Source organism: bacterium (assembly GCA_035380285.1).
Lineage (GTDB): Bacteria > Auribacterota > Erginobacteria > Erginobacterales > DAOSXE01 > DAOSXE01.
Genome location: DAOSXE010000001.1, coordinates 103,480 through 118,062, shown reverse-complemented (window position 1 = coordinate 118,062; position 14,583 = coordinate 103,480). Strand labels below are relative to the sequence as shown.

Below are 14,583 nucleotides of genomic sequence, written 5' to 3'. Positions count from 1 at the left end.
GCGTTTCGCGGCCAGGCCGGAGACGACCCCGGGGGACCGTAAAGAATTAGTTGACACCCGCAATCCGATCGGGTAGCATTACGGTAAGGGTCTGTCCGACTCTGAGGAGGAGCCATGAAAACGACGGTCAAGCTGGCGGTTATCGGGGCGGCGATACTGCCGCTGGCCCGTCCCGGCGGGGCCGAAACCTCGTCCCGGAGCATCCGCGAAGTCGTCAACCTGGGAACCCAGGGAGAAAGCGGCGAGGGCGGCGGCAGGTACTTCCCGGGCGGAATCGGCCTCTGGGGGAGCGAAGGAGTGGAGGCTACCGGCACCTCGGGGGTTTATTCGTTCAATCCGGTCGACTACCCCATCCCGCCGCGGATCACCTCGCAGATGGGCCCCGGGCACGTCGGGACCAACGAAGACATCTACATGTCCGGATCGGCCATCATCACCGGGAAGGTCAACGTCCCCCAGGCCATCGTCGACGAAGCCCTGGCTCAGACCTACACGCACTGCGACGCCGGCTGGTCGTGTTCGGTGGGGAGCAAGCTCCCGGTGGGCTTGACGGGGGAACCCGACGACGAAACCGAGTATGCCGGACCCCGGGACACCACCCCGCTCCAGGGCTGGAAACCAAGCCAGTGGCCTCCCGAGGGGACCTTCAACGGGGGGACCCCGTGTTGGCCGACCGATCCGGGCTACGTTCCCATCGCGCCCTTTTACCCGCAATGGGATATGAACGGCGACGGCACCACCTCGGGGGCCGACTACGATTATTTCGTTGCTCACGGCGGGTTCACCGCCGAACGGGGCGGGTCGGCATCGGCGATTCCCTATACCCAGAGGGACGATCCCACCATCATGAAGCTGGATAAGGGGGTGCTGGTCCCCGCCAGCGAAGGGCAGGCCTGGTACGACGACTACTACATCGACGATCAGAACAACTTTCACGGGACCTGGAAATCGATTTACTTCACCGGGAGCCGGTACCGTTTCAACAACTTCTATTCCGGAGCCAGCCAGCCCATGTACCTGACCAGCTCGGCCGACTTCTACATCGACGGCAACTTCAACCAGACCAACGGCTGCGACCTGATCTATCAGGGGGACACCGCCTCCATCACCATGGCGGTGAAGGGGAACGTGGTCTGGTCGGGAGAGGCCGATTTCAACGTGGGGGGAAAGGCCAATGCCTTCGACCTGATCACCCTGGGCAGCTCGCTCGATCTCGAAGGAAGCGCCGACGGGACGGCCGGGCAGTTTTACGCCCCGCTGGCCGACGTCCATATCGACGGCGACGGCTGGCTGTTCGGATCCGTGATCGCCAAGTCGGTGGTCCTGGAGGGAAGCCGTTTCGTCTGTTACCCCAGCGACTACCTCGGCCCCAACGGCGGCCTGGGGGGCGGTTTGGGCGAAGGCGAGGGAGAAGACCCGGCCAACCCGGCCCAGCGGCAGAACTGGAAGGAGATAATCTCTTCCGGTGATTGAGAACGGCGGCGGCCGTCGGCGGCGGTTGGCGTGGCTGGGGGCGACGGGAGCGGCGTGGGCGCTGGTGATGGGGTGGTATCTTCCCGGGGCGCTGTCGGGGCCCGGGTCGAAAGGCCGTCTTTTTTTCCCCCGCATCGAAATGCGGACGCAGTACCGTATCCTGCGGGAAAGAACCCCGGCGGGAGAAGCGCTCTTCGCCTATACCCCTCCGGCGGACGGAGCCCCGGCCCGGGTGGCCGGTCGCGGACGGATCGAGCTCGGCGACGGGGGCGTCTGGCCGGTGCGGCTCGATGCCGGCATCGATGCCGCGGGCGGGATTACCGAGTTTTTCTTCATGGCCGGACCCACGAGAGGGAAGATCATTGCCGTCCGTAAAGACGGGGAACTCCTGCGCGCGGACCTGCCCGGGACGGAGCCCCTGGCCCTGCCCTTCCCTCCCCTTTCCGGAAGCTTTCTGCTGATTCCCTTCACCGGGCTGGAACCGGAAGAAACCGCTGTGCGTCCCGGCTTCGCCGGTGATGTCGCGGCGCGGCTGCGGGGAGGGGGCGGCAGCGGCAACATCGAGGTGAAGATCGGGGCCGACGGGCATCTGAATAAGATCGTTCTGCCCGGCGGCTGGTCGGCGACCAGGTGCCCGGCGCCAACGGCGAGCGGGGGAAGCGGCGCATGATCGAAATCACCGGCCTCACACGTCGTTTCGGCCCTCTGACCGCGGTGGACGGCCTCACCCTGACCGTCGCCGACGGGGAAATCTTCGCGCTTCTGGGCCCCAACGGCGCGGGAAAGACCACCACCATCCGCCTGCTCACGGGTCTTTTGAAACCGGACAGCGGCGGCATTATTCTCGACGGCATCGACTCGAACGTAGACCCGATCCGCGCCCGGACCCGAATCGGGTACGTTCCCGATATCCCCTACATCTACGAAAATCTGACCGGCCGCGAATTTCTGGAATTCGTCGGCCGCATCTACGGGGTCTCCGAAGCGGCGCTCGAGCGCGGATTATCGGAATTGGGGGAGGTCTTCGGGCTGGCCCCCCTCCTCGACCGCTTGGGGAAAAGTTATTCGCACGGGTTCCGCCAGCGGCTGGTGATCGCCGCCGCCTTGATTCACGAACCCGGGATCATCGTCATGGACGAACCGATGGTCGGACTCGACCCGGCTTCCGCCCGGCTGGTCAAGAACATCCTCATCCGGGAACGGGCCCGGGGGAAAACCGTTCTCGTCTCCACCCACACCCTCTCCCTGGCCGAAGAGATCGCCGACCGCATCGGGGTCATGCGGCGAGGGAAGCTGGTGGCCCTGGGCAGTCCCGAAGCGATCAGAGGCGAAGCTTCCCTGGAAGAAGCGTTCCTCTCCAAAACCGGCGGCGGCGATGTCGGCGGTTGACCCGCTTCGCCTGCTGGCCGGCCTGCGCCGGCGGCAACTGCGCAACCTGCTGCGGGACTTCAGCGGGAAAAATACGTTCCGCTGGGCCGCCAGCGCCGTCGCCGTCGTTCTCGCCTGGGCCGGGTTGTTCCGGGGGGGCCTGGCCCTGCTGCATTTCATCTACGATATCCCCGGGCTGGGACCGTTGCTGGGCCGACGCCTGGGTTACATGGCGGCCATGGCTTTTTTCCTGCTCCTGGTCTTCAGCAACGCCGTGGTCTCTTTCCAACTCCAATACCGTTCCCGGGAAACGGGTTTCTTCCTGTCGGCTCCCCTCCCCTCCGAAACCCTGGTCGCTTTCATCGGGGCGGAAACGTTTTTCCTCAGTACCTGGGCCTCGCTGTTCCTGGCGCTGCCGTTGGCGGCGGCCTGGGCCGTCGTAGCGCGCCTGGAATGGTTCGGGCCCCTGGCCTTCCCCCTCTTCGGACTCCCCCTGGCTCTTCTCGCCACCGCGCTGGGAATGATCCTCTCCGCGCTCGTCCCCGGCTTGACCCGCACCCGGGTCATGCTGATCGCGGCCGGACTGGTCGCCTGGAGCGCTCTCCGGCGCTGGGGCCCGCTCCCGGCCGGCGGAATCGAACCCGAAATTCCGGGCATGGCCGCGGGGGTGGTCAACGACCTTCTCGCCCATACCCGGCTCTCGCTGCACCCCCTGATGCCTTCTTCCTGGGCCGCGGCCGGTTTCTTCGCGTTCTCTTCCGGAACTTTTTCTCAAGCGGCCTCGGCATTCACGGTTCTGGCCGTCAACACCCTCTTCGCGCTGGCGCTGGCTTTTCATCTCAACTGTTCATGGCTCCGCCGGCACTATTCCCGGAGCCTCTCGGCGGGCGGAAAAACGACCCGCCTAAGGCGGAGCGGACGCCTCTTCGACGGACTTCTTCGGTTCCTGCCCCGCACCTTCCGGGCCATGGCGACCAAGGATATCCTGCTTTTCGTACGCGAACCGCTGCAATGGGGGCAGGGCTTGATCCTCTTCGGCCTCCTGGGCATCTATATTTTTTCCATCAGGGGAATGCCCGGCGATATCCGGCAGCCTTTCTGGCAGACGCTCGTAACCGTCTTCAACCTGGGAGCTTCCACTTTGATCCTATCCACCATGACCACCCGTTTCGTTTTCCCCCAGATCAGCCTGGAAGGACGCGCCTTCTGGATCCTCGGTCTTTCCCCCATCCCCCGTTCCCGGGTTCTCTGGATCAAGCTGGGAGTCAACCTGGCTTGGGCGCTCCCGGTAGTGGTGGGACTGCTCGCCCTCTCCTGCCGGTACCTGGATATCTCGGGAAAGGCCTATCTTCTGGTCCTGCTCTCGGGCGCGGCGATGACACTGACGCTTGCCCTCTGCGCCGTAGGCATGGGGGCGATTTTCCCCGAATTCGGACAGGAGAACCCGGCGCGGATCGCCGCCGGCTTCGGAGGCACGATCAATCTGGTGGTCAGCCTGGCGTACGTGGCGGGAACCGTCGCCCTGGTAGGAAGCGTTTACTACCTTCACCTCATCCGGCGGGGGTCACCGCTTCTTTTCGCGGAAGGAGCGGCCGTTTTCCTGCTCCTCTCGGCGGGAACCGGCCCCTTGGTATTCGTCCTGGGCCTGCGCCGGTTCCGGCGCCTGGAACCCTGACCGGGCGCCTGGAACCGCCCCCGAAACCGGGGTTATAGATCCCGGAGGTTCCGGGATGGCGCGCAGATACTTTTCGACCTCTTCTTCCCGGGCTCGATCCCCCCGCTCCCGCAGCAGTAGCGCCGCTTCCTCCAGGAGACGACGGGCGGTAGCGTAATCCCCCATCTGCGACGCCGAAAGCGCGGCGATGACGCGGGGGTTGACCTGATCGGAGCGAAGTTCGATCGAAACCGCGCATTCTCGCCGGGCTCCCGGATAATCGCCGGCGCCGTAATAAGCTTGTCCCAGTTGATGCCGGGCCAGTGCATACCCGGGGTGGCGCTTCACCACCTCGGTCCAGAACCGCCGGCTGTTTCCCCAGTACCGCTCCAGGATCAGCCCGTTTATTCCCCAACAGCATACGACCGCGACTACCGCCAGCCGCGCCGGCATACCCGGCCGGGCCGTTCCCTCCGGCGCCGAACCCAAGGCAACCGCCGCTCCGGCCAAGGGCAGATAGAGAAAACGCAGCGCGGCGATCTCATCCCCCCCGAAGGGCACGATCCGCAGCACCGGGAGCAGACAAACTACGGCGAAAGCAATCCCGAAAACCGCCGTCCGTCCCCGGGGCGAAAGGCGGCGGCGAGCGGCCGAAACCGAGACCAGTACCGCTCCCCCCGCCGCCGCCGTCAACCCGAGAACGTCCCGAAAACCGGGCACGAAAGATCCTGGAGTCAGGGGATACAGCGGGGCCAAGCCGACCGGGAACAGGAATTTCTCCATGTAAAACCCGAGAGCCGATACTCCCAGCGCCGCCGAGGAGATCGCGGACGGGGCCCGCCCTTCAACGAACGGCTGCAACCGGGCGGCCTGCAGGCCGAAAAAAAGCGCCAGCAGGAAAAACGGCAGCTTTTCCCATATCTTGCGCGGGGTCAAACCGTCCAAAACCCATTCCAAGCCTAGAAGGACCAGGGGCAGCGTGACCGTGGTCGCCTTGCAGAGGAGCGCTCCCAGGAAGCAGATCAACGCCAGGGCCGACCCGGGGAAGCCCGGGCCCCGCTTCCGGTACACGAGCAGGGAAAGGAGAAAAAACGACGTGGCCATCAGGTCCTTCCGGGCCGAAATCGACGCCACCGCCGCGGCCTGAGCGGGATGGATCGCGAAACAGAGCAGGCCCGCCCATAAGCCGACGCCCGGACGAATGCCCAAACGCGAACAGAGAACGCTGACGAGAAAAACGTTGAAAAGATGGACGAGCAGGTTGTCGAGGTGGAAAAACAGGGGACTGGAACCGAAAATCCGGTACTCGACGGCGAAGGCCAGCGTCACCAGCGGATGGTATTGGTGCACCACCGATGTCCTGAAAATTTCGCCGACCGGTACCGGCCCTCCGCCGGCTACCAGCGGATTGGCCATCACTTGGGCGGGGTCGTCCCAGTTGATGAACCCGTGGCCGAGGGTAGGGACGGAGACGATTATCGCCGCCAGCGCCGCCGCCCAGAACGCGCGCCGGTCACCGCTCACGGCTGCAGCCCCCGTACCTTCAGCTCAGCGGCGCCGACGTCGTACACCAGGTATGAATAAGCGATGGTTTCGACCGGCAGAAAATTGTTCCGCAACCACGCGTACTTCTTCGGCCCCCATACCCCGACCAGTTCGTTGACGGAAACGACGATCCGGCCGGAAACCGGGAACGGCGGAGAAACCACGACACCGGGGTGGCGGCGGACGTACTCTTCCAGGTACGGCAGGTTCTGCCCCCAATCGAGGTTGGAATCGGCGAGGAGCAGATAGGCTCCCTTTCGCTCGGGCAGAAACTCGTTGAAATACGACAGCAGGTGCGGGTACCAGGAGTAGCCGGAAACGACCAGCCAAATCGTCAACACCGCGTAGAGGGCCGGGGAGACCCGCCCTCGGTCGGGCACGGCGAAAAGCGAGGCCACGAAGACGATCACGAAGGGGAAAGCCGGCAGAAGATAGCGGATGCCGAGGTTCACGTTCACCGCCAGGCTGAAATAGAGAAAAAGAAAGAGCGGAACGCTCAGCAGGTGGATCCCTTCCGGAAGCATTCGCGGCGTTTCCCGGCGGGAGAACGCCGAAACCAGGGCCAGTAGAGCCAGAATCAACATCGGGATCGGGACCTTATAGAGAACGGCCCACACATAATAATCGGGGAACCCCCCGGTCTTGCGGGTTTCCCCTTTCAGGTACATGTAGCCGAACCCCTCGCCGGTGCGCTCCTTCTCCGCGGCCCAGACGATTCCGTTGAGATAGGGGTAGGGGAGCGGCAGCCTCCACCCCCCGCCCTCCCCCTCCGGGGGAGAGGGAGAGCGGTAATCGTTCGCCGGCGCCATGGTCCCGGAAAAACCGAAGCCCAGGTTGACGATGAGCAGCGGGACGAGGAGAAAAAGGGCGGCGGCACCGAGCAGGCGCCCGGGGCGGCGCAGTACCCAGATCCGGGCTCCGGGGAGTGCGGCTCGCGCCGCCAGCGTGAACAGGAATATCGGGTAAAGCAGCAGACAGGTGTATTTGGTCAGTTGGGCGAGCCCCAGCACCGCGGCGGCGGCCAGGCACTTCTTCCAACCGCCTTCCTCGATGAAATTGCGGAAACAGTACCCGGCGGCGATGAAGCCGGTCGCCGCCCAGATATCGTGGGATGCCAGGCGGGCATGAGCCATGATCGTCGGGGAAAAAACATAGAGCGCCGTCGCCGCCGTCGCCGGCCAGGCTCCGAAAACGCGCCGGGCCCAGGCCCAGACCAGTCCCCCGGCCAGAAGGCCTCCGGCCACCGAGACCAGCCTGGCGCCGAAGAGAGCCCCCGCCCCGGCGCTGTCGGCCACCGCCGCGCCCAGGGCGTTGAGGGCCATCACCGGCATCGGACCCGCGTTTTCCCTCCCGGCGTGGCCGGCGAGCAGGCGCCGGCCGTAGCGGATCGCCCCGGGCTCGTCGTACGTGGCCGACTTGGGGAGTGAGGAAACGACGGCCATAACGGCGAAAAAAACCAGCAGCATCCTGGCCGCGGAGGTTTCCGCGGGCGTTTTCATCGTGTTCTCTCCTCCCGCAACCGCCGCAGCAGCGCCAGATTTTCGCGTCCTTCCCTGAAATCGGGGTTCAAGCGCAGCGCCCGCTTCATCAAACGCTCGGCGGCGGCCCATTCCTTCCGCTCGGCGGCGGACGCCCCCCTCAGCGACCAGGCCTCATAATCCCACGGGTTCAGGCGCACGGCGTAGGCCAGCAAGCGGTCGGCGCCGACTATATCCCCTTCCTGAAGAACCAGCCACGCCAACCGTTTGACCGCCCGGGCGTCCGCCGGGTCGCAGCGCACGGCTGCGCCGAGCAACATCCGGGCCCGGGCGTCTTCACCGCGGCCGTGACTGAGATCGGCCAGTCCCGTCAAAGCCGCGGCCCGTTGCCGCGGCGGCGCGGGCAGGTCGAGGGCGGTTTGGAACAGGGCCTCCGCTTCCGGTCCGCGGCCGCGCCCAAGCTTCTCCATCCCCAGGTTGACCGCGGCCGCGGCGCTGGCGGGGGCGCGGTCCCAGGCGTGTTCCCAGAGCCGAAGCGGATCGACCCACATCCGCCCGTAACTGACGGTGAGAACCGCCAGGGAAACCAGGACGATCGCCGCCGGGACGGCCCGGGCGCCGAACCGGTTCCGTTCCCCGGCCGCCGCCAACCCGGCCATGACCATCCCCCACCCCGCCAAGGGGATATAGAGATACCGGTCGGCCAGTGCCTGGGGAAGCGCCGTGAGGTGAAGTCCCGGCAGCAGCGTTATCCCCAGCCAGGCCGCGCCGATTTTCCGGAAACGGTTCCCGGAAACGCCGGCGAGCAAAAGCGCGGCCGCCGCGACGAGAGCCACGACCTCAAACGGGCGCGCGGCCAATCCGGGATAAAGACCGCCGACGGGATAGACCGGGCTCAGCCCCAGGGGGAGAAAGAGAAGCCTCAGATCGGCCAGCGCCACCGAGGCCCCCAACCCGATCCGGGCGAAGGGCTCAACGGGAGTGACCGTCTCCATTGCCGGGCCGGGGAAGAGACGGAAACGGACCAAAGCGTACACCGCCCCAGCCGCCGCCCAAAGCACCCAGGCCCGCCACCGCGTCCGCCTCCGACCCGAAGCCAGGCACAGGACCACCAGCAGGGGGAAAAAGACCAGGCCGTTTTCCTTGGAAAAACAGGACAGGAGCAGACAACATACCGAAACCGCCAGCCGCGCCCCGCCTCCCCGATCCAGGTACTCCAGGGCAAAAAGAAGGGCCGCAAGCAGGAAGAGCAGGCAGAAAATGTCGTCGTTGAAAGCGATACAGACCACGCTCTCCACGGCGAGGGGATGAAGAACGAACAAGAGCGCCGCGAAGGCGGCCGGGCCCGCGCCCCGCGACCAGCGCCCGATCAGGAAAAAAAGGAGAACGCCGTTGAAGGCGTGGAGAACGACTTTGAAGAGCCGGTGGCCGGAGGCATCGAGACCGAAGAGCGCATATCCGGCGAAGTAACCGGCCGCCGACACCGGCCGGTACCGCGGTTTGCCGGTGCCGGCGAAATACCCGTACCCCGCCAGCTCCGCCAGGTTGCCCGGGTCCTTGACGAACCCGTTATGGACGATATAGTCGAGATCGTCGTAAACGAACGGCGCCGACAGCGCCGGCAGGTATACGATCCCGGCGGCGGCGGCTATCGCCGCCGAGGCCAGCGCTGCCCTCCAGCGGAAGCTCACTCCGAATCTTTCCCGGCTCCGGTAAAAAAGGTTCCCACCGAACGCAACAGATCGAGCAGCTTCAGACGCGCTCGGCCGTAACCGCTTATCCCCACCGAGACCTCGCCGCTGTCGCGGTCGTAGGACCAATGGTAGATCCCGAACGTGGAGTCGGGGACTTTCCCCCCGTCGAACATGCTTCCCTCCAGTTTCTCGGGATAGGCGCCGGGCCCCCCGCGGCTGCGTTGTTCCCAGTAATAGGCGGAAACGGCGCTGCGGACCAACCCGGCCGTGTTCAGGGCCCGCAGGTGGTCCTGCCGGGACCGGGTATCGGTGGGAAGGGCGGGCTCCGGCCCCAGGAGAACGTATCCCACCGCCACGGCGACCATGACGACGATTACTACCAGCAGCACCAACAGCGAACTTTTCACGGGCGGCTCCTCAGTTGCGGTTTCTCCGTGCGGCTTCCAGCCCCATCCGGGCGCGCCCCGAATCCGGAAAAAGGCGCAGTGCTTCCTGAAAATGAAGTTCGGCGCGCGCCCAATCCCCGTTGCGCAGATCCGTCAAGCCCCTCCATTCGGCCAAAAAAGCGGGACGTTTGCAGCACCGGTCCTCTTCCAGGTCCGGTATCCGCGCCCAGCTCAGCCCGGTAAAAAGAGCGACCGCGATCAGGCCCAGGGCTACTCCGCGGGCGTCCCGGCGGCGGAAACAGGCGGCCAGGTCGACGGCGAAGCCCGCGGCGAACAGAACCAAGACCGGGACCGCGGCCAGACGGTATCGGGGCGTGACGTACAGGATCAGAAAAGAGAAAAAATAGGCGCCCAGATAGATCCGGGGAAGCGCGGTATTCCGGGCGCGGTGCAGGAAGAAGCCGGACAAGGCCAGGGGAAAAAGTATCCCCAGCGCGGGGAGCCGCGCGCCCGCCGCCGCCCGTTCGATCACCTCGGGCAGATCGTGGGGCTCGTAGCGGTTGAGGGCCGCCGCCAGCTTGCGGCCGAGCAGCAGGAGGTAGGCCCCCGGATTTTCGGAAATATACTCCCGGCCTCGGGCGAACCAATACGCGGACGCCTCCGCGGCGGAAAGAGACCTCCCGGCGTTGCGCGAGGCCAGGACCTGGGAAAAAAGATGCTCGGTATAGCCGAGCTTCTCGCCGGGAGAGGCGTAGTAGGAGATCGCCAGCTCGTCCAGTCCCGGCGGCGGGGCGTAGGCGAACCCGTTGGCGTTGGGGTTGTTGGCGCAGTAGAAAACCCATCCGCCGCTGGCGGTAACCGGTACCGGCGCGGATCCGGCCAGTACGTTCCAGAGGGTGACCGGGACCACCGCGGCCAGGGCCCCCAGAAGCGGGATCAGGCCCCGGCCCAACCTCCGCGGGAGCGCTCCCCTCCCCTTCCAGAATACGAAGGCGGCCGTGCCCAGGGCGAAGAGGAGGGCATTGGGACGGGTGACGATGCTCAGCCCCAGCCAGATCCCCGCTCCCCAGAGATCGCGGTGGCGACGGGAGCCCAGCCACCGCCCCGCGAAGCCCAGCGCCCACAAGTTGAAGAAGATCGCCCAGGTCGCGGGAAGCAGCGTGCAATCGTACAACACCAGGGGGAAGTAGACGACGCTGACGGCCGACGCCAGGCGGGAGACGTTTTCCCGGAAAAAGAACCGCCCGGCCCACCAGATCAGAACGCAGTTGGCGGCACCCACCAGGCATTGTCCCAGGCGCACGTCCAGGGGCCCGAACCCGGCCGCCTGCAGAAGCGCCGTCAGCGACACGTACCAGGGGCTTGAAAAAAAAGGGGCCGGGAGCGGCCCCACGACTCCCCGCAACCGCAGCCCCAGTTCCCAATACTTCCCCACCCAGGTTCCGGCAGGGAACACGTAGAAAAGAAACAGCAGCCGCACCCCCAGAGCCGCCAGGAAAACCGCGGCGGGAAACTTCCCATTCCCGGGGGGTTCCGGCTTCCTGCTCACGGCGCCCGGCCCCGCCGTCAGACCGGAATCTGCATCTGATAGAGGTAGTAGGCCATGAAGAAGAAGAAGATCCCGAACATCAGCAGGATCAGCCCCATGGTAATCCGGTACTTCAAGGCCTCGCTGTCGGTGGTCACGATCCGGTTCATGAACTCGCTCAGATGAATGATCGCCCGGGGACGGAAGAGAAAGAGCGCCCCCATCACCACCGTCAGCACTCCCATCAAGAGAAATGCGGTCATCGCTTCATCCTCTCGCGCGCTTTGGTTTGCCTGCCGGTTTCGGCGGAGCCCGGACTTTCGGCCCCTTCGCCGCCGGGGCCGCTCCCCTCGTCGGACGGCACCGGAGTCGGCTTCAGATCCGGTTCGTCGATATTGCGGTAAAGGTACGGCCGGACCCGGTCGTCGGAGACATAGCCGACGTCTTCCAGCGATTCCGGAGGGGCTTTTTCCAGCATCAACTTCTCGTATGCCGAAAGTCGGCTTTCCTCCACCACCCTGGCGGTGATGAAGATGAGCAGGTTCGTTTTCTTGGTGGCGGTATGCTCCTCTTTGAAGAGGTACCCGAGAATGGGAATGTCCCCGAGCAGGGGGATCTTGCTCTCCTCGTCGGCGGTGTAGCTGTCGACCAGGCCGCCGATGACGATGGTATCCCCGTCCCCGATGGTGACGTTGGTGTCGGCCTCCCGGATGGAGATGATCGGGTAGGTCGACTGATAGACCTGCCCGGTGGGGGTGTAGGCGATGGCGTAGCCTTCGATGTTGCTTACGGCCGGGTGGACGATCATGTTGATCGCCCAGGCGTTGCTGGCGGTTTTGCGCAGCTGGGGTATGACCTTCAGGGCGATCCCGATCTCCCGCCATTCCTCCACCTTGGTCCCGCCCACCGCTCCCGCCGAGGCGCCCCCGGCGGCATCGAACTCGGTGGAAAGAATAGGATAGCGCTGCCCGACGAAAATGTTGGCCGCGTAATTTTCATGAACGATGATCCGGGGGTTGGAGAGGATGGTGATGTCGGAGTCCGATTCCAGGGCGCTGATGAGAACGCTGAAATCGGCGGCGGAAAGGACCATGCTGGCGGTATTCCCCGCCTTGGCGATGGACTCGACCTGATCGACGATGCTGTTGATGTAATTGTCGAAGTAGGTGGTACTGTCGGCGCTGCTGGAAAGGGCGGTGTCGCTGTGGGAAACGACGCTCTCCTGTCGGTTGCTGTTGATCTGGTAGGGACCGGTGGAGTTGCTGGCGGTGTAATTGATGCCGGAATCGTTGATGAGGCTGTGCTCGGCCGAAGCCTCGTCGGAAATTTCACGGCTGGACAGGTTGGTGTTTTCCCACTCGTTGCCCGAGCTGCGGGTCACGGAGCCGGTGGAAGTCCTGGTTTTTTCATACGACTTGCTCAAGCCGACGCTGGCGCCGGTGACGTCGATCTTCAACTGATCGAGCGCTCCCGACCAGTCCAGCCCCAGGCGGAAATCCTGGTTGATGGGGACTTCGATCAGCTTGGCGTCGATCATGATCTGGTAGGGCTTGCGGTCGAGTTGTTCGATGACCCTGCCGATTTCGGCGACCACCGACTCCTTGTCCTTGACGATCAGGGTGTTGGACCGCACGAAATCGCGGGTTTCCTCGGTGCTCCGGGCGGCGGAGTAGGTGGTGACGTTCTCGAAGGCGAACCCGGTGAACTGCTTGGTTTCCAGGACCACGGCCGTGCCCGCGGGCTGGTTGACCCCGGCGACGGAAAGGAGCGGCTCGATCGCGGCCTGGACGTTGGTGGCGTCGATATACTTAAGCCGGAAAACCTTGATGATTACGGGCTCCTTGGCCAGTTCGGCTTCGGCCTGTTTCTTTTCCGCCTCCAGGCGCTTGGCCTGGGCTTCCTTCCTGATGGCTTCGTTCTCGTCCTCGATCTTGAGTTTCTCCAGGGTGGTAATCCGGAGTATGTCCCCCGACTCGCGGTAACCGTAACCGTAATCCTTGAGAATATTGTCGATGACGTCGCGGATTTTGACGTTCTGGAAATCGGCGGTAACCTTCCCCGTAACCTCGGGGGCGATGGTGATATTGAACTCGTAGGCCCGGGCCAGGCCCCGCAGGACGACCCGGATATCCTCGTTGACGAAACGGAAGGAATGGCGCTGGGAGAGCGCCGCGTCCAGCGATTCGGGCCCGGGAGGGGTGGGGACCGCGGTCGGCGCGGGAACGGCGACCGCCGAAGCCGGCGTGGATTTTCGGGCCGGTTCCGGAACGGGAGGGGACTCCTGGGCCGCCAGGCGGTGGGCCGGCCGGCCGACCGCGGAGATAACCACCAGGGTTGCGACCGCCAACGATTTCAGGGGAACGTTCATACCATCATTCCTCCGGAAGAGATATCGTGAATGTATTTCCGTTTTTGGAGAAGGTGACGAAAGACGCTCCCACCTCCACCAGCTCGTAACCCAGCATCGTCTCTCCCACTTTCAGGTCCTGGCCGTTGACGATGGCCACCCCGCCGCCGGCGGCGGGGAAAACTCCGCTGAGCACGAACCCCATGCGCGACTCCTCGCCTCCCAGTTCGGGTACGGGGGTGGGCGAAGCCTTGAAGGGGTTGCGCCCCCAGGGCTCGGCGTCGATCTCGCGTTGCCGGGCGCGCTGCTCCGCGCTCAAGACCGGATACGTCCTCGCCGAGCCCGCGGAGGCGGAAACCGCGACCGCGGCTTTTTCCTCGACCGCCTCCTTTTCAGCGGCGGCGGGGGGAGATGCGCCCGAGGTCTTCTTCCCGGCCAGGAGGTTGGAATAAACGATGTACCCCAGTACCGGAATCAGCAGTCCGATCAGGAGCAGCTCTTTCTTTTTCTTATCCAGTGCCATCCGTCCCGCTATTCCCCGTTGCGGCTCAGATAGGTGGTGAGATCCAGGGAGACGTCGAGTTGGCCCGGCTCTTCCCCCTCCGGAGACGCGGTGGCGGTCAAGCCGGAGATGACGATCAGAACCGGGAGATGGGTGACGTCATGGAGAAAATCGCCCAGCGAAGCGTAGCCCGACCGGGCCTCGATCTTGATGTCCCATTCCTGCAGCAACGATTTTGTTCCCTCCCCGGACGCATCCTTGCCGTCCGTCTTCTTTTCCGGCCGACCGACCGTGCGGTTGTTGAGGATGGTGAAATCGTTGCGCCGGGAAACCACGGTAATGGCCTGGTAAACGGTCTCGATCGCCCGGGGGTATTGTTCCTCGAGGCGTCCCAGCTCTTCCCGGACTTCGGCGATCTGCCGGGCGATATCGGGGAGCGCCACCTGCCGGCGGCGCAGCCCGTCGATTTCCGCGTCCAACTCCCGGCTGCGCGCTTCCAGAGCTTCCAGCTCGCGGGAACGGGGCAGATAGACGATCGCCACGAAGCCGAGCAGGACGATGAAGAGGGCGACGATGCTCAGCAGCGCTTTCTGCGAATAATTCACTGC

The 14,583-nt window shown here is 64.8% G+C and carries 13 protein-coding genes; 4 read left to right on the top strand and 9 right to left on the bottom strand.

Annotated elements, in window-relative coordinates; translation table 11 throughout:
- Positions 1 to 114: 114 nt before the first annotated feature.
- The 4 genes from PLZ73_00520 to PLZ73_00505 are packed head-to-tail and all read left to right on the top strand — an operon-like array spanning position 115 to position 4,516.
- The gene (locus tag PLZ73_00520; GenBank protein HOO76358.1) at positions 115 to 1,473 is read left to right on the top strand and encodes a hypothetical protein; all 1,359 of its coding nucleotides are present in this window, start codon (positions 115 to 117) and stop codon (positions 1,471 to 1,473) included.
- The gene (locus PLZ73_00515) at positions 1,466 to 2,143 is read left to right on the top strand and encodes a hypothetical protein (protein ID HOO76357.1); all 678 of its coding nucleotides are present in this window, start codon (positions 1,466 to 1,468) and stop codon (positions 2,141 to 2,143) included. The genes PLZ73_00520 and PLZ73_00515 overlap by 8 nt, the downstream gene beginning before the upstream one ends.
- On the top strand, positions 2,140 to 2,862 hold the full coding sequence (locus PLZ73_00510) for an ABC transporter ATP-binding protein (protein HOO76356.1): 723 nt from the start codon (positions 2,140 to 2,142) through the stop codon (positions 2,860 to 2,862). Before PLZ73_00515 ends, PLZ73_00510 begins: the two co-directional genes overlap by 4 nt.
- A complete protein-coding gene (locus PLZ73_00505) occupies positions 2,849 to 4,516 on the top strand; it encodes a hypothetical protein (GenBank protein ID HOO76355.1) in 1,668 nt (555 codons plus the stop codon). The genes PLZ73_00510 and PLZ73_00505 overlap by 14 nt, the downstream gene beginning before the upstream one ends.
- Here the strand turns inward: PLZ73_00505 and PLZ73_00500 are convergent.
- The 9 genes from PLZ73_00500 to pilO are packed head-to-tail and all read right to left on the bottom strand — an operon-like array spanning position 4,406 to position 14,580.
- A complete protein-coding gene (locus tag PLZ73_00500; protein ID HOO76354.1) occupies positions 4,406 to 6,019 on the bottom strand; it encodes a hypothetical protein in 1,614 nt (537 codons plus the stop codon). The two genes, PLZ73_00505 and PLZ73_00500, sit on opposite strands and share 111 nt — an antisense overlap.
- A complete protein-coding gene (locus PLZ73_00495) occupies positions 6,016 to 7,539 on the bottom strand; it encodes a glycosyltransferase family 39 protein (protein ID HOO76353.1) in 1,524 nt (507 codons plus the stop codon). Before PLZ73_00495 ends, PLZ73_00500 begins: the two co-directional genes overlap by 4 nt.
- On the bottom strand, positions 7,536 to 9,209 hold the full coding sequence (locus PLZ73_00490; protein ID HOO76352.1) for a glycosyltransferase family 39 protein: 1,674 nt from the start codon (positions 9,207 to 9,209) through the stop codon (positions 7,536 to 7,538). The genes PLZ73_00495 and PLZ73_00490 overlap by 4 nt, the downstream gene beginning before the upstream one ends.
- Positions 9,206 to 9,619, bottom strand: coding sequence for a hypothetical protein (locus tag PLZ73_00485; protein ID HOO76351.1), 414 nt, complete (start codon positions 9,617 to 9,619; stop codon positions 9,206 to 9,208). Before PLZ73_00485 ends, PLZ73_00490 begins: the two co-directional genes overlap by 4 nt.
- Positions 9,620 to 9,629: 10 nt before the next feature.
- Complete coding sequence (locus tag PLZ73_00480; protein ID HOO76350.1) at positions 9,630 to 11,147, bottom strand: glycosyltransferase family 39 protein; 1,518 nt, start codon at positions 11,145 to 11,147, stop codon at positions 9,630 to 9,632.
- A 17-nt stretch (positions 11,148 to 11,164) separates the two neighbouring features.
- Positions 11,165 to 11,389: a hypothetical protein gene (locus tag PLZ73_00475; GenBank protein HOO76349.1), complete on the bottom strand. Its 225-nt coding sequence runs from the start codon at positions 11,387 to 11,389 to the stop codon at positions 11,165 to 11,167.
- A complete protein-coding gene (locus tag PLZ73_00470) occupies positions 11,386 to 13,494 on the bottom strand; it encodes a secretin N-terminal domain-containing protein (protein ID HOO76348.1) in 2,109 nt (702 codons plus the stop codon). Before PLZ73_00470 ends, PLZ73_00475 begins: the two co-directional genes overlap by 4 nt.
- A gap of 4 nt (positions 13,495 to 13,498) precedes the next feature.
- Complete coding sequence (locus PLZ73_00465) at positions 13,499 to 13,996, bottom strand: hypothetical protein (protein ID HOO76347.1); 498 nt, start codon at positions 13,994 to 13,996, stop codon at positions 13,499 to 13,501.
- An 8-nt stretch (positions 13,997 to 14,004) separates the two neighbouring features.
- On the bottom strand, positions 14,005 to 14,580 hold the full coding sequence (gene pilO, locus PLZ73_00460) for a type 4a pilus biogenesis protein PilO (protein HOO76346.1): 576 nt from the start codon (positions 14,578 to 14,580) through the stop codon (positions 14,005 to 14,007).
- Between the last annotated feature and the right edge of the window lie 3 nt (positions 14,581 to 14,583).

Bases quoted from the DNA above. Each gene is read 5' to 3' on its own strand.
- PLZ73_00510 (HOO76356.1), top strand. From the start codon at position 2,140: ATGATCGAAATCACCGGCCTCACACGTCGTTTCGGCCCTCTGACCGCG.
- PLZ73_00495 (HOO76353.1), bottom strand. From the start codon at position 7,539: ATGAAAACGCCCGCGGAAACCTCCGCGGCCAGGATGCTGCTGGTTTTT.
- PLZ73_00520 (HOO76358.1), top strand. From the start codon at position 115: ATGAAAACGACGGTCAAGCTGGCGGTTATCGGGGCGGCGATACTGCCG.
- PLZ73_00475 (HOO76349.1), bottom strand. From the start codon at position 11,389: ATGACCGCATTTCTCTTGATGGGAGTGCTGACGGTGGTGATGGGGGCG.
- PLZ73_00470 (HOO76348.1), bottom strand. From the start codon at position 13,494: ATGAACGTTCCCCTGAAATCGTTGGCGGTCGCAACCCTGGTGGTTATC.
- PLZ73_00505 (HOO76355.1), top strand. From the start codon at position 2,849: ATGTCGGCGGTTGACCCGCTTCGCCTGCTGGCCGGCCTGCGCCGGCGG.
- PLZ73_00465 (HOO76347.1), bottom strand. From the start codon at position 13,996: ATGGCACTGGATAAGAAAAAGAAAGAGCTGCTCCTGATCGGACTGCTG.